This is a genomic window from Methylobacterium sp. C1, assembly GCF_001854385.1.
GTDB classification, from domain to species: Bacteria; Pseudomonadota; Alphaproteobacteria; order Rhizobiales; family Beijerinckiaceae; genus Methylobacterium; species Methylobacterium radiotolerans.
On the sequence record NZ_CP017640.1, the window covers coordinates 6,385,284 to 6,406,559 of the forward strand.

Sequence of the window (21,276 nt, forward strand, 5' to 3'; positions counted from 1 at the left end):
GGCCTCAAGCGTTGCGTGGAGTGAGCGTCCTGATGAAATCGCGTGACACGCTGATCCGCCTGCGCCGCTTCCAGGTCGACGAGAAGCGCCGGCGCGTGACCCAGATCGAGATGATGATGGCCGACTTCCAGCGCATGGCGGTGGAGCTCGATCGCGAGGTCGCCGTCGAGGAGGCCCGGGCCGGCATCACCGACGTCGGTCACTTCGCCTACCCGACCTACGCCCGCGCGGCGGCGACGCGCCGGGACAACATGATTCAGTCCGCCCAGGCGCTCGAGGGCCAGCTCGCCGAGGCGAAGGCCGAACTGGGCGAGGCGTTCGAGGAGCTCAAGAAGGTCGAGATCCTGAACGATCGCGAGCGGACCGCCGAGCGCGCTGCCGAATCGGCCCGCGACCAGGCCGCCATGGACGGGATCGGCCTCAACCGCGCCCGGGGCTGACGCGGTCCGGCGGGCCGCTGACCGGCTCCCGCGGCACGAAACCGTCACGATCACCTGACAAGGGGGATCGCGGCGGTCTCATGCCGCTTGCAGCGCGTCGCGTGCCGGCGCATCAGGGGCTCTCCCCAGGGCGTCGGTGTTCATGAAGAAGATCAGCGAGTTCATCTGGCCCTTGATCGGCCTCGCGGCCGTCGTGATATCGGGCTACTTCCTCTACCAGGAATTGAAGACGACCTCGCTCTCGGCGATCTGGGCCGCGATTCTGGCGATCCCGCCGCACCGGATCCTGCTGGCGGCCCTCTCGACCCTGGTCGCCTACGCGGCACTCGCCTGGTACGACCGGATCGCCCTGCTGCATCTGGGCGTCCGCCACATCTCGTGGCTCTTCGTCTCGCTCTGCTCGTTCACGACCTACGCGCTGTCGCACAATATCGGCGCCTCGGTCTTCTCGGGCGCGCTCGTCCGCTACCGGGCCTACACGGCCAAGGGCCTGACGGCGGCGCAGGTCGCCGTGCTGGTGGCGCTCTGCTCGTTCACCTTCTTCCTCGGGACCGTCCTCCTCGGCGGCTTCACGCTGGTGGTCGATCCGCACCTGCTGACGCGGCTCGAGGGCAAGCTGCCGGGCTTCCTCACCGATTCCAAGACCGCGCTGATCGTCGGCATCGGCATGCTGGGCTTCGTCGGCCTGTACGTGCTTGGCTCGATCCTGCACCTGCGCCCGCTCCACATCCGCTCGTTCAAGCTCGAGTATCCCCGGCCCGGCATCATGGGACGCCAGCTTCTGGCGGCACCGCTGGAGCTCCTGGGCGCGGCGGGCATCATCTACTTCGCCCTGCCGGAGGCGATGAATCCCGGCTTCATCCCGGTCCTGGCGATCTTCCTGGCCTCGTTCTCGGTGGCACTGGCCTCGCACGCGCCGGGCGGCCTCGGCGTGTTCGAGATCGTGTTCATCACCGCGATGCACATCACCGACGAGGCGCAGAAGGACGCGATCATCGCGGCGGTGATCATCTTCCGGATCTTCTATTTCTGGCTGCCGGCGCTGGTCTCGGTGATCGTGGTGATCGCCTTCGAGCGCTCGCGGCTGGCCGCGGCGATCGGCTCGGCCGCGCACGGGCCCAAGGCGGCCGCCGTGCCGGAGCCGCCCGTCGTCGTTCCCGGCCTCGACGCGCACGAGATGGAGCGGGAGCTCAAGCAGAAGGCGATCTGACAGGACTGGACGCCGTCTCCACGAGCGCCATCACGCCGTCACGTCGGCCCTCAAGCGTCACACCGCACACCACTCCGGATCGTCTTGCCGCGTGCGTGCGCGGTTCGCGCCGATGCCTCTGAGGGCCCACGTGGCGGCTGCGGCGGCCCCGGCAGAGCGCCGGCGCCGCGGCCGGTCGATCCTCAAATCGAGTTCACCGTCCGCAGCCGCGCCCGCGGGTGGATCTCCGCCTGGCTCATCACCGGCGTCTCGCGGCGGAAGCGCTCGATGATCGAGCGCACGAAGGGGCGCGTCTGGGCCGAGGTGACCAGCACCGGCATCTCGCCCTGGCGCGCCGCCGTCTCGAAGCGGTCGCGCACGGTGTTGACGAACTCGCTGAGCTTCGAAGGCTGCATCGCGAGGTAGCGCTCCTCGCGCTCGCCCACGATCGATTCCATGAACGCCTGCTCCCAGGCCGGCGACAGGGTGATGATCGGCAGCATGCCGTTCGGATCCTGGTACTGCGCGCAGATCTGCCGGCCCAGGCGTGCCCGGACGTGCTCGACGACGTCGCGGGGGTTCTTCACGGCGCCCGCCACCTCGGCGACCGCCTCCACGATCGCCCCGAGATCGCGGATCGAGACCCGCTCGGCGAGCAGGAACTGCAGCACGCGCTGGATGCCGGTGGTGGAGATCTGCGACGGCACGATCTCCTTGAGCAGCTCGGCGTGCTCCTTGGGCAGCTCGCGGAGCAGCTTCGAGACCTCGACGTGGTTGAGGAGCTCGGAGACGTGAGCCTTGATGACTTCGGTGAGATGCGTCGACACGACGGTGGCGGCATCGACCACGGTGTAGCCCTTGAGCTGGGCCTGGTCGCGCAGGGCCGCGTCGATCCAGGTCGCCGGCAGGCCGAAGGTCGGCTCCAGCATGTGCTGCCCGGGCAGCTGAACCTGACCGCCCATCGGGTCCATCGCCATGAACTGGCCCGGGAAGATCCGGCCGGTGCCCGCCTCGATCTCCTTGACCCGGACCACGTAGGCGTTGGCGTCGAGCTGGACGTTGTCGAGGATGCGCACCGACGGCATCACGAAGCCCAGTTCCGCGGCGAGCTGGCGGCGCAGGGCCTTGATCTGGTCGGTGAGCCGGTCCTGGCCCTCGCCGTTGACCAGGGCGAGGAGCGCGTAGCCCATCTCGAGCTTGAGGTCGTCGAGCTTCAGCAGGTCGGTGACCGTCTCCTCCTTGGCGGCGCTGGCCGCCGCGACCGCGGCCGCATCCATCGGGACGCCCTGAGCGTCCAGGGGCGGCGCCAGCTTGGCGGTCTTGTTGATGCGCCACGCCGCGTAGCCGGCCCCGCCGCCCAGCAGGACGAAGGGCAGCATCGGCATGCCGGGCAGGAGGGCGATCAGCAGCATCACCGCCGCCGACATGCCCAGCGCCTTGGGATAATGCGCGAGCTGCTTGCCGAGCGCCTTGTCGGCGGCCCCGCGCACGCCGGCCTTCGAGACCAGCAGGCCCGCCGCCGTCGACACGATCAGCGCGGGGACCTGGCTCGCCAGGCCGTCGCCGATGGTCAGCAGGGTGTAGCTCTTGGCGGCCTCGCCGAAGCTCAGGCCCTGCTGCGCCACGCCGATGATGATGCCGCCGACCACGTTGATGAAGGTGATCAGCAGGGCCGCCACCGCGTCGCCGCGCACGAATTTCGAGGCACCGTCCATGGCGCCGAAGAAGGAGGACTCCTCCTCCAGGGCCGCGCGCCGAGCCTTCGCGGCCTTCTCGTCGATCAGGCCGGCCGACAGGTCGGCGTCGATCGCCATCTGCTTGCCGGGCATCGCGTCGAGGGTGAAGCGGGCCGCGACCTCGGCGATCCGGCCCGAGCCCTTCGTGATGACCACGAAGTTCACGATGATCAGGATCGCGAACACGATGATCCCGATGACGAAGTTGCCCCCCATCACGAAGTGGCCGAAGGCCTCGATGACGTGGCCGGCCGCCGCCGTGCCCTCGTGGCCGTGGCCGAGGATGAGGCGCGTCGAGGCGAGGTTCAGGGCGAGCCGCAGCATCGTGGCGATGAGCAGCAGCGTCGGGAAGACGGTGAATTCCAGCGGATTATCGATCGACAGGCCGGTCATCATGATCAGGACCGACATGATGATCGACACGGCCAGCAGCAGGTCGAGCAGGATCGCCGGCAGCGGGAAGATGAGGACCGCCAGGATCCCCAGCACGCCGGTGGCAAAGAGGAGGTCCGACCGCTTCGACAGTGCCTGGAGGTCGCCGCGCGTCGGCAGCGTCAGCTGGCCGAGGACGGCCGCCGCCCCTGTCTGTGCCGGCGCGCTCGCCGTCTCTGCCATCGATGCCACCCGCTGCCGCTCACCCGGGACGCGACCGGGACGTACCCGGCAAGATCTGCCGACCGGATGGTTAGCGCGGCGTTAAGATACGGCCGACGGTGACGGGAACCGGGGCCGCCGCGATCGCTTGATCGGACGGCGAGAGCGTCGATCCGGCATCCGACCGAGCCCGCGTCCGGGCCGCCCGCGCCGCCGCCACGTCTCCGGGCCCAGGCCCGCGAATCCCGGGAGAGTTCGATGGCCCTGCGCGCCCTGACCGCCCTGTTCGACGATTACGACGCCGCCGCAGGTGCGGTGGACCGGCTGGAGGCCGCCGGCATTCCCCACGCGGACATCAGCATCATCGCGAACCGCGACGAGCCCGCGGCCCCGCCGCGGGCGCCGGGGGCCGCCGTTCCCCGACCGGTGGATGCGGCCGACTCCGCCGGCACCGGCGCTACGGTCGGCACGGTGCTGGGCGGCGGCGCCGGGCTGCTCGCGGGCCTGGGGCTGCTGGCGATACCGGGACTCGGCCCGGTGGTGGCGGCGGGCTGGCTCGTCGCCACCGTGACGGGGGCGGGCGTGGGGGCCGCGGCCGGCGGCCTGATCGGCGGCCTGACGGCGGCGGGTCTCAGCGCGGACGAGGCCGAGACCTACGCCGAGGGCGTGCGCCGGGGCGGCACCCTGGTGACGGTGCGCGCCGACGAGTCCCGGGCCGAGCGCGTCCTGTCCATTCTCGACCATGCGGGGTCGATCGATCTCGACGAGCGTGCCGAGGGCTGGCGGGCGCAGGGCTGGACCGGCGGCACGATCGGCCCGGCGGCCGACGACCGGGGCACCGGGTCCGGCCGCTGATGATCTCGGACCGTCCCCGGGAAGCCCGGCCGGGCGGTGGTCAGGTCATCATCTTCCGGGCGAACATCGCGGCGCCGAACAGGACGCCCGCGCCCGCGGTGATCAGCCCGATCATCAGGAGCCGCCGCGGCTCGGTGGAGGATTCCGCCTTCACCGGCTCGACGATCGGGCTGAAGAACTCGATCTGCCGGGCCGCGATGATGCGCGCGCGCTCGTGCGCGGTCAGCACCTGCTGATAGTATTTCTCGGCGTTCTTGCGGTCGTTCTCCAGGACCTCGAACTTGGTCAACGCGTCCGAGAGCAGGCGCTTCTGCTCCGGATCCTGGCTGGCGGATTGCCGCTCGATCCGGGCGATGTTCTCGTCGATGTCCTTGATCTGCTGCTTGATGTCGATGATCCGGCGCGCGTCGGGCCCGAGGTCGCGCTGTCCGATGGCGAGCTGCAATGCGAGGTTGATTCGGGAGGCCCGCAGTTCGGCGATCATCTTGACGTTGATGTCGTTCGTCTTCTGAGCGTCGAGCACGCCCTCGCGATTGCGCAGGTCGCGGGTCGCGAGGCGGATCTTGGTCATCCGCTCCTCGGCGAGCCGCAGCTCGCGCGTGCTCTCGGCGACCGCATCCTCGCGCGACTTGACGGTGAGGTCGTTCACCTTGCGCTCGGCCTCCTTCATGACGGCCTTGGCGATGGCGAGGGATTCCTCGGGATCGAAGGCCTCGACCTCCACCGACAGGATGCCGGATCCGGACTCGACCTCGACGCCGACGCGCCGCTTCCAGTAGCGGAGGAACTTCTCGATCGGCTTCTCCGGATCGAACCGCGAGAAGTAGTCGATCGAATCGTTGCTGTACCACTGGCGCAGCGGCAGCTGCGCCTCGAGGAGCTCCAGCATCGGCCGGCTCAGGATGAACTCGCGCGTGATCAGCGTGTCCTGCGCCACCATCTGGTTCGCCATGCCGGAATTCGTGCCCCCGGTCTCCGAGGACGTCTTCTCGGCGGAGCCGAGGGCCGGCCGGATCGCGAACCGCGCCTCGGTGACGTAGCGATCCGAGGCGATCAGGCCGTAATAGACCGCGCCGGCGAGGGTCGGCAGCAGGAAGCAGACGACGAACAGGATCGGGATCCAGGGATCATTCTTGGCATCGGCCTGGTAAGATCGGATTCCCTTCTTGCGGTCGGCGAAGCGCGACATGCGCGCGATCTGCCGCAGCGACTCGCTGACAGCCTGCTGGCGGTCCGCGGGCGTGACCGGCTGCCCCTCGGCCTTCCGGATCTCCATGTTCATGGTCTGATTCCCGGCCTCCCCGGCCTCGAAGGTCGATCCGTCACCGGGATCCCGACCGCGCCGCACGCGGCGCCGCGATCGTCTCTCGCACGGCGAGGCGGCAAAAGCATGTCGTCACGGCCGGCCGCCGGCGCGGTCAGGCGTTGAGGCGCCGGTACACCTCGATGGCGTCGTTCACGTCCTCGTAGATGATCGCGCGGCCGTTGAGCAGGACGAGCCCCTGCGTGCACCACTGGCGGATCGTCTCCATCGAGTGCGAGACCATGATGATGTCGGCGTTCTTCCGACGCTGCGAGAAGACCTCGTCGCAGCGCTTCGAGAACCGCGCGTCGCCGACCGAGGTGATCTCGTCGATCAGATAGCAGTCGAACGGGATCGCCATGCTCATACCGAAGGCGAGCCGCGCGCCCATGCCGGATGAGTACGTGTAGATCGGAACGTCGAGGTAGCTTCCGAGCTCAGAGAAGTCCTCGACGAAATCGAGGACCTTGCGCGGGTCCTCGCCGTAGATGCGCGCCACGAACGTGACGTTGTCGCGCCCGGTCATCTTGGGATGGAAACCGCCGGCGAAGCCGAGGGGCCACGACACTCTGAGGCCGCGGTGGATCCGGCCCCGCGTCGCGTCCTCGGTGCCGGCGATCAGCCGCATCGTGGTCGATTTTCCGGCGCCGTTGATGCCGAGGATGCCGTAGGAGACGCCCGGCTTCAGGGTGAACGACACCTGCTCCAAGATGGTCCGCCGGTGGCCCTCCGTGCGGTAGACCTTGCTGACTTTCTCGAAACGGATCACCGAAATGGTCTCCCGGGCGGCTCGCCGAACCGCCGGTACGAGCGGCCTGACGCACGATCTCCTGCTCGCCGAAAGCGGCGAATCTGAGAACAACATGAGCGCCTTGCCGAGACACGCCGACTCGGTCGGGCAGGGTGCGACCGCTCCTCGGCCTCGCCGGAGATCTCATTCGGCCGCTTGAAGAAAAGTTCCACCTGTCACTCCCTCGGTTGACGCCATTTCCCATTTGGCATACCAAATACCAACCGACGAGGGCGGGTGACGGCCCTTCAGGGATGCGGGACCGGAAATTTACCGCCGTTCTCGCGCGTGACGTTCAGGAAGGGCCGCCCCATGACAAGGCGCCGGACTGCCGCGATTCACCTCTCATCCGCGCCGCCGACCGGGTGGCGTCCATGAGGACGACCGGGCCGACCCTGGCCGCGCCCGGTCCCTCCGAACTTGACGGTCTGGTCGAGGCCATCGGCGACGCCGTGGTTGTGTCCGATCCGGACGGCGCCATCACCGTCTGGAACCCGGCCGCCGAGCGCATCTTCGGCTTCACCGCCGCCGAGGCGCTGGGGCAGAGCCTCGACCTCATCACGCCCGAGCGGCACCGTCGCCGCCACTGGGACGGCTACGCCAAGACCATGCGCACCGGCGTCACCCGGTACGGGGCAGAGACCCTGAGGGTGCCGGCGCTCCACAAGGACGGCCACCAGCTCTCCATCGCCTTCACGGTGGGGATGGTGCGGGACGCCTCCGACCACGTGACCGGGATCGTCGCCGTGATCCGCGACGAGACCGATCGCTGGGCCGAGGAGAAGCGCCTGCGCCAGCGCGTGGCCGAACTCGAAGCTTCCTCGGATGCGAACCGCCGGGCACCTTGATCCCGCCGGACGTGCCGAAGGTCCCGATCACCAAACCGCACAGGGAGAACGCCCAATGAGCAAGCCGCTGGAAGGCATCAAGATCATCGACTTCACGCACGTCCAGGCCGGCCCGGCCTGCACGCAGCTGCTCGCTTGGTTCGGCGCCGACGTGATCAAGGTCGAGCGTCCCGGCGCCGGCGACGTGACCCGCACCCAGCTGCGCCACGTCGAGGACGCGGACGCGCTCTACTTCACGATGCTGAACTCCAACAAGCGCTCGCTCACCCTCGACACCAAGACCCAGGCCGGCAAGGAAGTCCTCGAGAAGCTCATCCAGGACTCCGACGTCATGGTCGAGAATTTCGGCCCCGGCGCCCTCGACCGGATGGGCTTCTCCTGGGCCCGCATCCAGGAGCTGAACCCGGGCATGATCCTCGCCTCGGTGAAGGGCTTCTCGGACGGTCACCACTACGAGGACCTGAAGGTCTACGAGAACGTCGCCCAGTGCGCGGGCGGTGCCGCCTCGACCACGGGCTTCTGGGACGGGCCGCCCACCGTCAGCGCCGCCGCGCTCGGCGACTCCAACACCGGCATGCACCTTGCCATCGGCATCCTCACGGCGCTCCACCAGAAGAACAAGACCGGCAAGGGCCAGAAGGTCGCCGTGTCGATGCAGGACTCGGTGATCAACCTCTGCCGCGTGAAGCTGCGCGACCAGCAGCGCCTCGACGCCCTCGGCTACCTCGAGGAGTACCCGCAGTACCCCCACGGCGAGTTCTCCGACGTGGTGCCGCGCGGCGGCAACGCGGGCGGCGGCGGCCAGCCGGGCTGGGTGCTGAAGTGCAAAGGCTGGGAGACCGACCCGAACGCCTACATCTACTTCACCATCCAGGGCCACGCCTGGGCGCCGATCTGCAAGGCGCTCGGCAAGGAGGAGTGGATCACCGACCCGGGCTACAACACGCCGCGGGCCCGCCAGGACAAGATCTTCGACATTTTCAAGACGATCGAGGAGTGGCTCGCCGACAAGACCAAGTTCGAGGCGGTCGACATCCTGCGCACCTACGACATCCCCTGCGCGCCGGTGCTGTCGATGAAGGAGATCGCCGAGGACAAGTCCCTGCGCGAGAGCGGCACCGTCGTCGAGGTGGCGCACCCGAAGCTCGGCAAGTACCTGACCGTCGGAAGCCCGATCAAGTTCTCCGACATGAAAGTCGAGGTGAAGGCGTCGCCACTGCTGGGCGAGCACACCGATGAGGTGCTCGCAGACCTGGGTTACACGCCGGAGCAGATCCGGGCGATGCACGAGGCCCGCGCGGTCTGATAGAGACCGCCCGACCTCAGCGTTCCTGAGACAGGACGGCGCTCCCCCGGCGCCGTCCTTTTCATGTGCGAGCCCCGGATCCGATGCGCGCATTCCTCAGCCGTTTCCTGCCGGAGCTGACCCCGGTCAGCAAGCGCGAGCGCCTGCGCTCCGCGGCCGGTGCCCTCGTGGGCATCCTGACGACCGGTTTCGTCTGTCGGGTCTCCGTCCCGGCCGAGGCGCTGCCGGTGCTGATCGCCCCGATGGGGGCCTCGGCGGTGCTGCTCTTCGCCGTGCCAGCGAGCCCCCTGGCGCAGCCCTGGTCGATCCTCGGCGGCAACACCGTGGCGGCGCTCGTGGGCGTCACGGCGGCGGCCTGGATCGGCGACCCGTTCGTGGCCGCGTCCTGCGCCATCGGCGTGGCGATCGCGCTGATGATGGCCCTGCGCTGCCTGCACCCGCCGAGCGGGGCCGTGGCGCTGACGGCGGTCCTCGGCGGCCCGGCGATCCGGGAGCTGGGCTACGGCTTCGTGCTGTGGCCGGTGGCGGCCAACTCGCTGCTCCTGCTGACAACCGCCCTGCTGTTCAACAACCTGACCGGGCGCGCCTACCCGCACCTGCGACCCGCCGGGCCGCGAACGGCCGATCCGCCCTCCGGCGCCCGCGTGGGCTTCCGGGCCTCGGACCTCGATGCCGCGCTGGAGGATTTCGACCAGCTTCTCGACGTCGACCGGAGCGACCTGGAGCAGATCCTGCGGCGCGTGCAGATGCGGGTCTACGGCCGCCGCTCGGGGCCGATCACCTGCGCGGCGATCATGTCGCGCGACGTGATCGCGGTGGCGCCGGACGCGCCGCTGTCCGAGGCCATGCGGCTGCTGCGCCGTCACCGGATCAAGGCGCTCCCGGTCACCGACGAGGGCGCGCGCGTCCTCGGCATCGTCACGCAGACCGATCTGCTCGACAAGGCCGCCTGGGACCGGAACGGGCCGCGTCTCGGCCTCGGCCGCCGCCTGCGCCTCACCGCCGAGCGCGGCCGCGCCCCTCACGGCTGCGCGGCCGACATCATGAGCGCCGTCGAGCCGGTCGGTCCCGACACGCCCGTGGCCGCGCTGGTGCCGCGGATGTCGGAGGCGGGGCTTCACCACCTGCCGGTGGTCGACACCGACGGCCGCCTGGTCGGGATCGTCTCGCAGACGGACCTGATCCCGGCGCTCCTGTCCGAGACCGACGCGCGCGAGGCACCGGTCCGCGCCCGCGCGCCGGCGCGGGCCGCCCTGGCCTGAGCCTCAGGGGCGTTCGGCCGGGTCCGCCAGGAAGAACGCGACGGCCTGCGCCACCACGGCCGGCTGGTGGGCGTGCGGGCCGTCATACTCGACGAAGGTCACCGGATAGCCGGCCTCGCGCAGGGCCGGCACGTGGACCCGGGCGCTCCGGTCGATCGGGATCTGCTCGTCCTGCGTCCCGTGAGACAGGAAGATGCGCGGCGCCCCGACCTGCAGGTGAACCGACAGGAACCCGGCCGACGAGACGATCAGGTGGCGCGCCACGTCGCCGTTGGCGAGCCCAAGGGAGAGCGTGTAGCTGCCGCCGTCCGAGTGGCCCGCGAAGCAGAGCCGCTGCGGATCGAGCAGGAACCGGTCAGCGACGTGATCCAGCGCCGCCGCGACCCGCTCCCGGTCCGGCCCGTGACCGGCGATGACGAGGTCCCACGTCGGAAACAGGGATTGCGGCACGAGGAGCAGGAAGCGCTCGGTCCGGGCATGCGCCTCCAGCATCGGCAGGATCCGCTCGGCGCTGCCGCCGCCGCCGTGGAACAGCACCACGAGCGGGCAGGGGCGGCGCGGATCGAGACCCTCGGGAACCACCAGCACCGCGTCGCGCTCGGCGAAGAGGCCGAGATCGTGCCGGCCTGGGGGAAGGGGCTCCTCAGTCGGGAGACGGTGTCGGAAGTGCAGGCGGCCGGCGAGGTCGGGATCGATCATCGCGGGGACTCGTCGGATCGGTGTCTGGGATCGCGCGACGTAGCTTGCCGCCGCGAAGGCCTGCCCCTCCCACAGGGGCGAGGGGACCTGCGGATCGGCCTGAGAGGATGCCGCTCATTCACGAACGGCCGGACCGCTGAGCGATCCGGCCGGTCTGTCGATGTCAGGGGACCGGGCTGAGGACGCCCGCGGCCCTCACTTCTTCTTCTTGATCCCGCTCTGGGGGTTGAGGCTGCCGATGTTGCCGCTCTCGCTGCCGGCGGCCGGGTCGATGACGGCGTTGACCAGGGCTGGGCGGCCCGAGTTCATCGCCTCGTTGACCGCGCGGGTCAGCTCGTCCGGCGTGGTGACGTGGTAGCCGACGCCGCCGAAGGCCTCGATCATCCGGTCGTAGCGGGAATCCGGCACGAACACCGTGGTGGCCGGATCGCGACCGGTCGGGTCGGTGTCGGTGCCGCGATAGATGCCGTTGTTGTTGAACACCACGATGCAGACCGGCAGGCCGTACCGGCAGATCGTCTCGACCTCCATGCCGGAGAAGCCGAAGGCGCTGTCACCTTCCACGCAGAGGACCGGCTTGCCGGTCTCGACCGCGGCCGCGACGGCGAAGCCCATGCCGATGCCCATGATGCCCCAGGTGCCGACGTCCAGGCGCTTGCGCGGCTGGTACATGTCGATGATGCCGCGGGCGAGGTCGAGGGTGTTGGCGCCCTCGTTGACCAGGATCGCGTCCGGCCGCTCCTTGATGATGGTGCGGAGCGCCCCGAGCGCGGCGTGGAAATTCATGGGCGAGGCGTTGCTCATGAGCTTCGGCGCCATCTTGGCGATGTTCGCCTCGCGCTTGGTCTTGAGCGTCTCGATCCAGTCGGACGGGGGCTGCTGCCAGCCCTGGCCCATGCCGTCGAGCAGTGCCTGGACGCAGGAGGCGATGTCGCCGACCACCGGAGCGACGATCTCGACGTTCGAGTCCATCTCGCGGGGCTCGATGTCGATCTGGATGAACTTGGTCGAGCCCGGCTCGCCCCAGCTCTTGCCCTTGCCGTGCGACAGCAGCCAGTTCAGCCGGGCGCCGATCAGCAGCACCACGTCCGAGTCCTTCAGCGCCGTCGAGCGCGCCGCGCCGGCCGAGAGCGGGTGGGTGTCGGGCAGGAGGCCCTTGGCCATGCTCATCGGAACGTAGGGGATGCCGCTCGTCTCCACGAGGGCGCGGATCGCCTCGTCGGCCTGGGCGTAGGCGGCGCCCTTGCCGAGCACGATCAGCGGCCGCTTGGCGGATTTCAGGACCTCGAGCGCCCGGGCGATCGCCTCGGGAGCGGGGTGCTGGGCCGGGGCCGGGTCGATCACCTTGACCAGCGACTTCTGGCCGGCCTCGGCGTCCATCACCTGGGAGAACAGCTTGGCGGGCAGGTCGAGGTAGACGCCGCCCGGCCGGCCCGAGCAGGCCGCGCGGATCGCGCGGGCGACGCCGATGCCGATATCGGCGGCGTGCAGGACGCGGAAGGCCGCCTTGCACAGGGGCTTGGCGATGGCGAGCTGATCCATCTCCTCGTAGTCGCCCTGCTGCAGGTCGACGATCTCGCGCTCGGAGGAGCCCGAGATCAGGATCATCGGGAAGCAGTTGGTCGTGGCGTTGGCGAGCGCGGTCAGGCCGTTCAGGAAGCCCGGCGCCGAGACGGTGAGGCAGATGCCCGGCTTCTGGGTGAGGAAGCCCGCGATCGCCGCGGCGTTACCGGCGTGCTGCTCGTGGCGGAACGAGATGACCCGCATCCCCTCGGCCTGGGCCATGCGGCCGAGATCGGTGATCGGGATGCCCGGGACACCGTAGATGGTGTCGATGCCGTTGAGCTTGAGCGCGTCGATGACGAGGTGGAAGCCGTCGGTCAGATCGGGCTCGGCCTCGACCTCGGGGGCGGTGTGGACGATCTTGGCGACTGCGGTCATCACGGTTTCTCCCGGAAGATCGGTTTGGACGGGCGGCGCTCGGCGCCGGCTGGCTGGGGATCCCCCGCGCTCCCGAAGACGGGGCGGGCGGGAGATCCGGGAAGGTTGGGCGTCGCTTCCGCGACGCCGTGGGGTGGGAGGCCGGTCAGGCCGCCCGGATCGGCTGGGCGCCGAGCGCCGCGGGCTGGTCTTCCGAGGCGAGGTAGCGGGCCCGCATCGGGCGCAGGACGAACATCGCCAGCGCCGCCGCCGTCACGTTGAGGACGATGATCAGCGTGAACACCGCCGACCAGCCGTAGGCCGCCGACAGGATGCTGGCGAAGGGGACGAGGAAGGCCGCGGTACCCTTGGCGGTGTAGAGCAGGCCGGCGTTGCTGGCGGCGTACTTGGAGCCGAACGTGTCGCCGCAGGTCGCCGGGAACAGCGAGTAAATCTCGCCGAACACCCCGAAATAGACCGCGGTGGCCAGGACGAAGACCATCGGGATGTGCCCGTAGGTCAGCAGCACGATCACCGCGAGCGCCGCCGTCGAGAAGGCGATGAACATCGTGTTCTCGCGGCCGATGTTGTCGGAGACGTAGCCGAAGAACGGCCGGCCGAACCCGTCGAAGACCCGGTCGAGCGAGATCGCCAGCGTCAGCGCCGCCATCTGCAGGCCGAACAGGCTCACCGGGACGCCGGCCACCTGGAAGTCGTGGGCGATCGGGGCGATCTGCGCCGCCGCCATCAGGCCACCGGAGGCGACCATCACGAACATCACGTACATCACCCAGAAGACCGGGGTGCGCACCGCCTCGCGCGGGCTGCGGTCGACCTTGGTCTGCGGCAGGCGCGTCTTCTTGCGCTGGACCGGCGTGTTGGTCGACGGCTTGCGCAGCAGGAAGGCGAGGGCGAGGACCACGGCGCCCTGGCCGATGCCGAAATACAGGAATGCGTCCTGGTAGCCGCTGGACGCGATCATGCGGGCGATCGGCACCACCGTGATGGCGGCACCCGCGCCGAAGCCGGCCGCGGTGGCACCGGCGGCGAGGCCGCGGCGATCCGGGAACCACTTGAGCGCGTTGCCCACACAGGTGCCGTAGACCGAGCCCGCTCCGATGCCGGCGATGACGGCGCCGAGATAGAGCATCGCCAGGCTGTCGGCGTACGCGTTGATGGTCCAGGCGAGGGCGATCATCACGCCGCCGAAGGCGACCACGATCTTCGGACCGTAGCGGTCGACGAACCAAGCCTCGACCGGAACCAGCCAGGTCTCGGTGGCGACGAACAGCGTGAATGCGAGCTGGATCGCCGCGCGGCCCCAGTGGTAACGCTGATCGATCGGGTCCACGAACAGTGTCCAACCGTATTGGAGGTTGGCGATCATGGCCATGCAGATCACGCCGAAGGCGAGCTGCCACCATTTCGCCGACGGCGAATCCTGGCGTTCCATCCCTGAGCCTCTCTCTTGGGCGGCGCGGCCTTGCTGTGGCGGCGTCTCTGGTGCACCGACGATCATGCACATCCGTTCTAGGTATGCAATATACCAGCGTGAGACGGACCGGATGAACTGTCAGGGCGGCGATATTATTCCGTTTGCCCCGCTGCAGGAATCGGGCCCCACGCGCCGAGCGTCGGCGCGTCAGCCGGGTGCAGCGTCTCCTCCAGGGTAGGGATGGAACTCGGATCGGCCGGAAAGCCGATGGCCGCACAGGCGGCCTCCCAGTCCGGGCCCGCCTTCACCGCCGCCAGGGTGTCCCGATCCAGCGCGGTGATCCGACCTCGGTCGAGGCGCAGGATCGCCCGCCCGGTCTCGGCCTGAACGAATCGGACGGTGGCCATCCGGCGCAGGCATTCCCGTAGGAAGGTGGTGTTGGCGGCTGCAGAGAGGTCGGCGCCCTTGAACACCGCCTCGGGGCCGCGGGCGAAGATGTCGACCTTCCGGAAGCGGTCGATGTCGATCAACCCCTTCACGTCGAGGATGTTGAGGATCCCGTCCGCCCAGAACGCGATGGTGCGCGGGCGCTCGCCCAGCGGCACGCTGTTGTCGAGGAACTCGCAGACCACCTGCTTGTCGCGTGCGAGCGCCCAGTTGAAGAACAGGCGCGGCATCCCGGTATAGGCCTCGACGTTGTGGGCCAGCAGGTCCTCCACGGCCTTGTAGCGGCCGAACAGCTCGCCGCGCTTCCAGGCGCGCTCCACGGTATCGGCCGGGGGCGTGACCATGAACTGCATGTAGACCCGATCGCCGAACCGAGTGAGCAGCTGGCCGCCACCGTCCGAGCCGGCCTCGGCCTGGAAGCTGTCGAACCGGAACCGGTCGATCAGCAGGTTCGAGATCCGCCGCTCCGCCGCCTTGCGGGTGACGTAGCGGTCGAGCTTCATATCGATGATCTCGACCTCGTAGCCGGTCAGCGTCCCGGCGTAGCGGGAGGCTTTGCCCAGGCTGTCGTAGTCGAGGAGGTACTTGCGCCAGACATCGGGGGTGATCACCGCGAAATCCGACCACGCCATGCCCAGGCGCCTGGCGAGGCCGAGCTGGTAGGGGCGGATCGTGCTCTTCCCGGACGCCGAGGCACCCTTCACGTTCATCACCACCGGATGATCCTGGGGCGCCAGCCGCCGGTAGCGCTGCGCCTCCACGACCGCGTCGATCCAGGGCTCGATCTGCTCGCCGATGCGCCGGCTGCCGTAGCCGTTCGAGACCAGCGTCCCCGCGATGGTCCGCAGCAGGGCCGCGTCGCGGATGACCGTGTTCTGCCGGGCGATCAGGCCGGCCACGACGGCACGCAGAGCCTCGCAGGCGGCGATCTCCAGGGCGTCGCCGGCTTCGGCGGCGCGCCGCTGCCAGGTCTCCAGATGGCGCAGGGCGCGGGTCGCGAGATCCTCGCGCGGGGCCTCGAGCGCCGGAGGGCGGCGTCCGAGGAGGCGGTCGAGCCAGCGCGGCTCCGGCGGCGGGGGAGGCCGGTCGTCCAGGATGGCGGCGACCTCGCGGGCGAGCACCGCGTCGGCCTCGGCGCGGATCCCCGCGAGGGCGGTCTCGATCTCGCCGAGGCGCGGCTCGATCCCCTCGCGCAGGATCGTGGCGACGATGGCGCGGAAGTTCACGCCGAGATCGGCGTAGACCGCGCCGACCGGCACGGACAGGTCCGACATGACCCGGATCAGGACTTCGTGGACGACGAGGCGGCCGGCCCGGAACCGGGTGAGCTGGCGGGCGGGCAGCCCGCAGAGGTCGCTCAGATCCAGGGCGTCGCGGAGCGGCGTCTCGACGTGCTCTGGCCGGTAGACGGTGACCAGCGGCACGAACGCGGACGGCAGATCGGACCGGACGCCCGGATTCCAGGGGCCGATCGCTGCCTCGGGGGAGCGGACCGCCGCGTCTGTCACGCGCGCGGCCGCCGTATCCTGAGGCGGACGCTCCGGTCGGCCGGCCGCGGGCCGCGGGGCCGCACGGCGGCCCCGGAGGCGTCCGGGACCTCAGGATAGGAGCTGGACAGGCGCCCTCCGGGTCCGAGCGGTGAACCCGGCCGTCCCGACGATGAATGCACCGCCGCGGACGGGAGACGGCTCCTAGAAGATCTTCTGGAACCAGCCATGGGCGTCATTGGAATTGCCCCGCTGGATGTCCACCAGCAGACTCCGCAGCCGCTGGGCCACCGGGCCGGCCTTGCCGTTCCCGATCGTGAAGCTCTCCTCCCGGCCCTTCACGGTGCCGATCGGTGTGATCACCGCGGCGGTGCCGCAGGCGAAGGCCTCGGTGAGGCGTCCCTCCCGCACGTCGGCGCGCCACGCGTCGATCGTGTAGGGCTCCTCCTTGACCGTCAGGCCGGCCTCCCGGGCCAGGGTGATCACCGAGTCGCGGGTGATGCCAGGCAGGATGCTGTCCGAGAGCGGCGGCGTCACCAGCGTGCCGTCCTCGAAGACGAAGAACACGTTCATGCCGCCGAGTTCCTCGACGAACCGGCGCTCGGCCGCGTCTAGGAACACCACCTGCTCGCAGCCCTGGGACGCCGCTTCCGACTGCGCCGCGAGGCTCGCGGCGTAGTTGCCGCCGCACTTGGCCGCGCCCGTTCCCCCCGGGGCCGCGCGGGTGAAGTGCTCCGAGATCCACACCGTGACCGTCCCGGTCGGATCCTTGAAGTAGGAGCCCACCGCCGAGGCGATCGTCACGAACAGGTATTCCGAGGCCGGCTTGACCCCGAGAAAAGCCTCGCTGGCGATCATGAACGGGCGCAGGTAGAGGCTGCCGTCCGCCGTGTCGGGGATCCAGGCGCGGTCGATCTCGACGAGCTTGCGCATCGCCTCCACGAAGGCGTCCTCGGGGAACGGCGCCATCGCCATGCGCTCGGCCGAGCGGCGGAACCGCAGGGCGTTCGCCTCGGGTCGAAACAGGGCCGCGCCGCCGTCAGCGGTGCGGTAGGCCTTGAGGCCTTCGAAGATCTCCTGCGCGTAGTGCAGCACCGCGGCGGCGGGGTCGAGCGGGATGGCCTCGCGGGCCTGGATCCGCGCGTCGTGCCAGCCGCGGCCGGCCGTGTACCGCGCCACCACCATGTGGTCTGTGAACACCTTGCCGAAGCCTGGATTCGCCATCAGTGCGGCCCGCTCCTCGGCGGTCCGCGGCGTGGGATGACTTTGGATCTCGAACGTCAGGTCGCTCACGGTGTGGTCCTCATCGACTGAGGCCCTTATGGCGCGCTCCGGCGCGCGAATCTACGGAGCCGGCGCATGACGGCGTCGCCGCACATGCGAGTCACCCTGCGTGTCACTCCGCTGTCGCCGGTTCCGACAGCTGCAACCGGTGGAGGCGCGCGTAGGGGCCGCCGGCCGCGAGCAGGTCGTCATGCCGCCCGATCTCGATCACGCGGCCGGCGTCCATCACGGCGATCTGATCGGCCTCGCGCACCGTCGAGAGCCGGTGGGCGATCACCAGGGTGGTCCGGCCGCGCATCAGCCGGGTCAGCGCCTCCTGGACGAGGCGCTCCGATTCGGAATCGAGGGCCGAGGTCGCCTCGTCGAGGAGCAGGATCGGCGCGTCCTTGAGGAAGGCGCGGGCGAGGGCCACACGCTGCCGCTCGCCGCCGGAGAGCCGGCCGCCGCCCGATCCGACCCGGAAGCCGTAACCCTCCGGCAGGGCCGTGACGAAGGTGTGGGCCGCGGCGGCCGCGGCCGCCGCCTCGATCTCCGCGCGCGTCGCTCCGGGCCGGCCGAAGCCGATATTGGCGGCGATCGTGTCGTCGAAGAGCACGACCTCCTGCGACACCACCGCGACCGCGGCGCGCAGCGAGGCCAGCGTGACGGTCCGCACGTCCTGGCCGTCGATGGTCACCGCGCCGCCGGTGACGTCGTAGAGGCGCGGAACGAGGTTGAGCAGCGAGGACTTCCCGGAGCCCGAGCGCCCGACCAGCGCCGTCACGGAGCCGGCGGGAACCGCGAGGTCGATGCCCTCCAGCGCCGGCGCGTCCGGCCGGTAGCGGAAATGCACGTCCGCGAACCGGATGCCGCCGCCCGCGATCGCCAGCGGCCGGGCGTCCGGCGCCTCGCGGATCGTGGGAACCTCGTCCATCACGTCGAAGTAGCGCCGCAGCGCGGCCGCGGCCTCCTGCAGGATGGCGTTGAGGTTGCCAAGCGCCCGGGCCGGCTGCGCCGCGAGCAGCAGCGCCGCCACGTAGCCGGTGAAGTCGCCGACCGTCTTCTCCCCGGCCAGCACGCGCTGCCCGACCAGCACCAGCACGCCCGCCACCGCGATGCCGCCGCCGATCTCCAGCAGCGGGTCGAGGCGGCCGCGGGCGTTGGCGGCCTTCATCTTGAGGCGGCGCACCTCGTCGAGGGCGGCGGCGGCGCGGCCCTTAAGGTAGCTCTCCATGGCGAAAGTCTTGGCGACCCGGGCCCCCTGCAGGCTCTCGGAGATCAGGCTGGCGGTGGCGCCCATCTGCTCCTGGGTCGAGGTCGAGACCCGCCGCAGCTTCCGGCCGATCCGCCCGATCGGCCCGGCGACGAACGGGACCGTGACACCGGCCACCAGGGTCAGCACAGGATCCATCCAGATCAGCGCGGCCACGAGCCCGATCAGCATCGCGATGTCGCGGAGAAGGACCGTCGAGATGCGGGTCAGCGCCTCCTTGATGAAGGCGAAGTCGGTGGTGAAGCGCTGTGTCAGCGCCGCCGGGCTCTCGCGGCCGAGCTGGGCGAGGTCCGAGTCGATCAGGTGGCCGTAGAGCGCGGACTGCATATCGGCCTCGACCCGGGTCACCACGCGGTTGGTCAGAATCGTCTGGCCGTAGAGGGCGAAGCCGCGCGTGGCCGTGACCACGATCACCACCAGCGGTCCGTACGCGATGGCGGCGGCGTCCTTGCGGTCGAAGGCGTCGAAGGCGGCCTTGATCAGCGCGGGGTAGAGCCCCGTCGAGGCGCCCACCAGCGCGATGAGCACCAGCACCACCGCCAGGGTGGCCCGGTGCGGGTACAGCCAGGTGCGCCAGAGCCGGGCGAGGAGGGGAGCCGTGTCGCCGGGAAGGCGCGCCATGAGACCTACCGGGTCGGATCAGTGCCGCCCCCGGTCAGGATGCGCGGCGGCAGCGGTTTGCCGCCGCCGCCGCCGCGGATCAAGGCTTTTGCTCAGCGGTCTTCGCCGCGCGGCCCGCGATCGTCGTCGTGCTCGCGCTGCCAGCCGCCCCGCATGCCGTGGCCGCCCATCGGGCCCATCGGCCGGGCGAGGATCAGGGCGCGCCGCTTCTGATCGGGGTCGAGGCTGGCGTAGAGCGGCTGCGACGCGTCGGCGAGCTTGCGCAGGGCGTCGCCCCGCGCGCTCGCCGCGTCCGCCATCGCCCGCAGCGCCGCCGGGGCGTCGTCGCTGAATTTCGGCCGGTCGCGCATCGCCGCGCGGCGCTGCTGGCGCAGCTTGGCCATGTCGCGGATCGCCGCCTCGACCGGCGGCCAGAGCTTCTCCTGGTCGGGCGTCAGCTTCAGGCCCGCATGCAGGGCGGCGATGCGGGCATCCGTGAAGGCCGCGCGGTCCTCGGGCGTCAGCGCGCTCCAGCGCCCGTGCCCGCGGAATCCGCCGGGCCCGTGATCGTGCGCGAAGGCCGCGCCGGCGAGCCCCAGGCCGAGGGCGCCGCTGATGAGAATGGCCGCTCTCATACGTCGGGACATGAACATCTCCGTCTTACGCTCGGGACGTCGTCGCGGCCCGCGGCGGCGCCCAACGCCGCGCATGAGGCACCGACCGTGTATCCCGCTTGTGTATGTAACAATGTTACATTAGTGGCAGGCGCGACGGGGAATCGGGCAGGTGGAGCGGTGCGGCGCGTGGCGAGAACATTCCGGATCACGGCGCTCGCGATCCTGTCCCTGTGGTTCGGGTCGGCGGGGCCGGCCTCGGCTGCCGGGCAGGACGGGCCGGTCCGGGCGGTGGCGACGTTCTCGATCCTCGGCGACCTCGTCCGGCAGGTCGGTGGATCGCACGTGACGGTGGCGACGCTGGTCGGGCCGGACTCCGATGCCCACGGCCTGAGCCCGTCCCCGGCCGACGCGCGCAAGCTCGCCGAAGCCGACATCGTGTTCGTCAACGGCCTCGGGCTGGAGGGCTGGTTCGACCGGCTGATCCGAGCTTCCGGAACGCGCGCCCCCGTCGTGGTGGCCTCCGCGGGCGTGAAGCCGATCCCCGCGCAGGACGAGCACGCCCACGGCGACGGCGACCACGGGCACGGCGACCACGCCGTGGACCCGCATGCCTGGCAGGATGTCGCCAACGTGCGGATCTACGTGGCGAACATCCGGGACGGCCTCGCAAAGGTCGATCCGGCCCATGCCGACGCCTATCGGGCGGCGGCCACCGCCTATCTCGCCGAGCTCGACGCGCTGGAGCGGGACGTGCGGGCGGCGATCGCCCGCATTCCGCCGGAGCGGCGGCGGATCATCACGACCCACGACGCCTTCGGCTACTTCGCGGCGGCCTACGGTCTGCGCTTCATCGCGCCGCAGGGCGTGTCGACGGACAGCGAGGCGAGCCCGCGGGACGTGGCGGCGATCATCCGCCAGATCCGGAAGGAGCGCGTGCCGGCGGTGTTCCTCGAGAACATCAGCGATCCGCGCCAGATGCAGCAGATCGCCCGCGAGAGCGGCGCCCGCGTCGGCGGCAAGGTCTATTCCGACGCGCTCTCGGCGCCGGGCGGTCCGGCCGCGACCTATCTCGATCTGATGCGGTCGAACCTCAAGGCGTTCGACGCGGCGCTGATGCCGGGCTAGCCCCGCCGCGGAGAAGGCCCGCCGCCGCCGTTCGCCTTGGCGGCGTCGGACATGACATAGCGTAAACCGCCGGTTAAGAGGCCCCCA

The 21,276-nt window shown here is 70.3% G+C and carries 17 protein-coding genes; 7 read left to right on the forward strand and 10 right to left on the reverse strand.

The genetic code is table 11. The features are described from left to right. Window positions 1-32 precede the first annotated feature (32 nt). Both fliJ and BKE41_RS29535 read left to right on the forward strand, forming a co-directional pair. Complete coding sequence (gene fliJ, locus BKE41_RS29530; protein WP_012322462.1) at window positions 33-440, forward strand: flagellar export protein FliJ; 408 nt, start codon at window positions 33-35, stop codon at window positions 438-440. A gap of 142 nt (window positions 441-582) precedes the next feature. Next, a complete protein-coding gene (locus BKE41_RS29535; protein WP_053621323.1) occupies window positions 583-1,650 on the forward strand; it encodes a lysylphosphatidylglycerol synthase domain-containing protein in 1,068 nt (355 codons plus the stop codon). A gap of 182 nt (window positions 1,651-1,832) precedes the next feature. Here the strand turns inward: BKE41_RS29535 and flhA are convergent, their stop codons facing one another. After that, complete coding sequence (flhA, locus tag BKE41_RS29540; RefSeq protein WP_012322464.1) at window positions 1,833-3,980, reverse strand: flagellar biosynthesis protein FlhA; 2,148 nt, start codon at window positions 3,978-3,980, stop codon at window positions 1,833-1,835. 237 nt (window positions 3,981-4,217) lie between these two features. Between flhA and BKE41_RS29545 the strand changes: the two genes are divergently transcribed. Continuing rightward, entirely contained in the window at window positions 4,218-4,814 is a 597-nt protein-coding gene (locus tag BKE41_RS29545; protein ID WP_024828016.1) for a hypothetical protein, read from the forward strand. 40 nt (window positions 4,815-4,854) lie between these two features. On the opposite strand, the gene BKE41_RS29550 is transcribed toward BKE41_RS29545, so the two are convergent. Beyond that, window positions 4,855-6,096, reverse strand: coding sequence for a capsule polysaccharide transporter (locus BKE41_RS29550; RefSeq protein ID WP_012322466.1), 1,242 nt, complete (start codon window positions 6,094-6,096; stop codon window positions 4,855-4,857). A 136-nt stretch (window positions 6,097-6,232) separates the two neighbouring features. Then, entirely contained in the window at window positions 6,233-6,886 is a 654-nt protein-coding gene (locus tag BKE41_RS29555; protein ID WP_012322467.1) for an ABC transporter ATP-binding protein, read from the reverse strand. Window positions 6,887-7,281: 395 nt separating this feature from the next. Between BKE41_RS29555 and BKE41_RS29560 the strand changes: the two genes are divergently transcribed. From BKE41_RS29560 to BKE41_RS29570, 3 genes are all read left to right on the forward strand, one after another. Then, window positions 7,282-7,755, forward strand: a complete 474-nt coding sequence (locus BKE41_RS29560) for a PAS domain S-box protein (RefSeq protein WP_012322468.1) — start codon at window positions 7,282-7,284, stop codon at window positions 7,753-7,755. Window positions 7,756-7,810: 55 nt separating this feature from the next. Beyond that, a complete protein-coding gene (gene frc, locus BKE41_RS29565; protein ID WP_012322469.1) occupies window positions 7,811-9,061 on the forward strand; it encodes a formyl-CoA transferase in 1,251 nt (416 codons plus the stop codon). Between the two features lie 83 nt (window positions 9,062-9,144). Continuing rightward, complete coding sequence (locus BKE41_RS29570; protein WP_024828015.1) at window positions 9,145-10,323, forward strand: HPP family protein; 1,179 nt, start codon at window positions 9,145-9,147, stop codon at window positions 10,321-10,323. A gap of 3 nt (window positions 10,324-10,326) precedes the next feature. On the opposite strand, the gene BKE41_RS29575 is transcribed toward BKE41_RS29570, so the two are convergent. The 7 genes from BKE41_RS29575 to BKE41_RS29605 all read right to left on the reverse strand — a co-directional run bounded on the left by BKE41_RS29575 (window position 10,327) and on the right by BKE41_RS29605 (window position 20,094). Continuing rightward, a complete protein-coding gene (locus BKE41_RS29575; RefSeq protein WP_024828014.1) occupies window positions 10,327-11,022 on the reverse strand; it encodes an esterase in 696 nt (231 codons plus the stop codon). 195 nt (window positions 11,023-11,217) lie between these two features. Continuing rightward, the gene (gene oxc, locus BKE41_RS29580) at window positions 11,218-12,963 is read right to left on the reverse strand and encodes an oxalyl-CoA decarboxylase (RefSeq protein WP_012322472.1); all 1,746 of its coding nucleotides are present in this window, start codon (window positions 12,961-12,963) and stop codon (window positions 11,218-11,220) included. Window positions 12,964-13,108: 145 nt separating this feature from the next. Beyond that, complete coding sequence (gene oxlT, locus BKE41_RS29585; RefSeq protein ID WP_024828013.1) at window positions 13,109-14,395, reverse strand: oxalate/formate MFS antiporter; 1,287 nt, start codon at window positions 14,393-14,395, stop codon at window positions 13,109-13,111. Between the two features lie 134 nt (window positions 14,396-14,529). After that, window positions 14,530-16,332 (reverse strand): hypothetical protein, encoded by a 1,803-nt coding sequence (locus BKE41_RS29590; RefSeq protein ID WP_024828012.1) that lies wholly within the window; start codon window positions 16,330-16,332, stop codon window positions 14,530-14,532. A 183-nt stretch (window positions 16,333-16,515) separates the two neighbouring features. Then, window positions 16,516-17,604, reverse strand: coding sequence for a branched-chain amino acid aminotransferase (locus BKE41_RS29595; RefSeq protein WP_071000598.1), 1,089 nt, complete (start codon window positions 17,602-17,604; stop codon window positions 16,516-16,518). Between the two features lie 103 nt (window positions 17,605-17,707). Then, complete coding sequence (locus BKE41_RS29600; protein WP_071000599.1) at window positions 17,708-19,468, reverse strand: ABC transporter ATP-binding protein; 1,761 nt, start codon at window positions 19,466-19,468, stop codon at window positions 17,708-17,710. A 92-nt stretch (window positions 19,469-19,560) separates the two neighbouring features. Continuing rightward, window positions 19,561-20,094, reverse strand: a complete 534-nt coding sequence (locus tag BKE41_RS29605) for a Spy/CpxP family protein refolding chaperone (RefSeq protein ID WP_012322477.1) — start codon at window positions 20,092-20,094, stop codon at window positions 19,561-19,563. Between the two features lie 156 nt (window positions 20,095-20,250). Here BKE41_RS29605 and BKE41_RS29610 point away from each other — a divergent pair, with 156 nt between their 5' ends. Then, window positions 20,251-21,189, forward strand: a complete 939-nt coding sequence (locus tag BKE41_RS29610; protein ID WP_043075106.1) for a metal ABC transporter substrate-binding protein — start codon at window positions 20,251-20,253, stop codon at window positions 21,187-21,189. Window positions 21,190-21,276 lie beyond the last annotated feature (87 nt).

Bases quoted from the DNA above. Each gene is read 5' to 3' on its own strand.
- fliJ (WP_012322462.1), top strand. From the start codon at position 33: ATGAAATCGCGTGACACGCTGATCCGCCTGCGCCGCTTCCAGGTCGAC.
- BKE41_RS29535 (WP_053621323.1), top strand. From the start codon at position 583: ATGAAGAAGATCAGCGAGTTCATCTGGCCCTTGATCGGCCTCGCGGCC.
- flhA (WP_012322464.1), bottom strand. From the start codon at position 3,980: ATGGCAGAGACGGCGAGCGCGCCGGCACAGACAGGGGCGGCGGCCGTC.
- BKE41_RS29545 (WP_024828016.1), top strand. From the start codon at position 4,218: ATGGCCCTGCGCGCCCTGACCGCCCTGTTCGACGATTACGACGCCGCC.
- BKE41_RS29550 (WP_012322466.1), bottom strand. From the start codon at position 6,096: ATGAACATGGAGATCCGGAAGGCCGAGGGGCAGCCGGTCACGCCCGCG.
- BKE41_RS29560 (WP_012322468.1), top strand. From the start codon at position 7,282: ATGAGGACGACCGGGCCGACCCTGGCCGCGCCCGGTCCCTCCGAACTT.
- frc (WP_012322469.1), top strand. From the start codon at position 7,811: ATGAGCAAGCCGCTGGAAGGCATCAAGATCATCGACTTCACGCACGTC.
- BKE41_RS29570 (WP_024828015.1), top strand. From the start codon at position 9,145: ATGCGCGCATTCCTCAGCCGTTTCCTGCCGGAGCTGACCCCGGTCAGC.
- BKE41_RS29575 (WP_024828014.1), bottom strand. From the start codon at position 11,022: ATGATCGATCCCGACCTCGCCGGCCGCCTGCACTTCCGACACCGTCTC.
- oxc (WP_012322472.1), bottom strand. From the start codon at position 12,963: ATGACCGCAGTCGCCAAGATCGTCCACACCGCCCCCGAGGTCGAGGCC.
- oxlT (WP_024828013.1), bottom strand. From the start codon at position 14,395: ATGGAACGCCAGGATTCGCCGTCGGCGAAATGGTGGCAGCTCGCCTTC.
- BKE41_RS29600 (WP_071000599.1), bottom strand. From the start codon at position 19,468: ATGGCGCGCCTTCCCGGCGACACGGCTCCCCTCCTCGCCCGGCTCTGG.
- BKE41_RS29605 (WP_012322477.1), bottom strand. From the start codon at position 20,094: ATGTCCCGACGTATGAGAGCGGCCATTCTCATCAGCGGCGCCCTCGGC.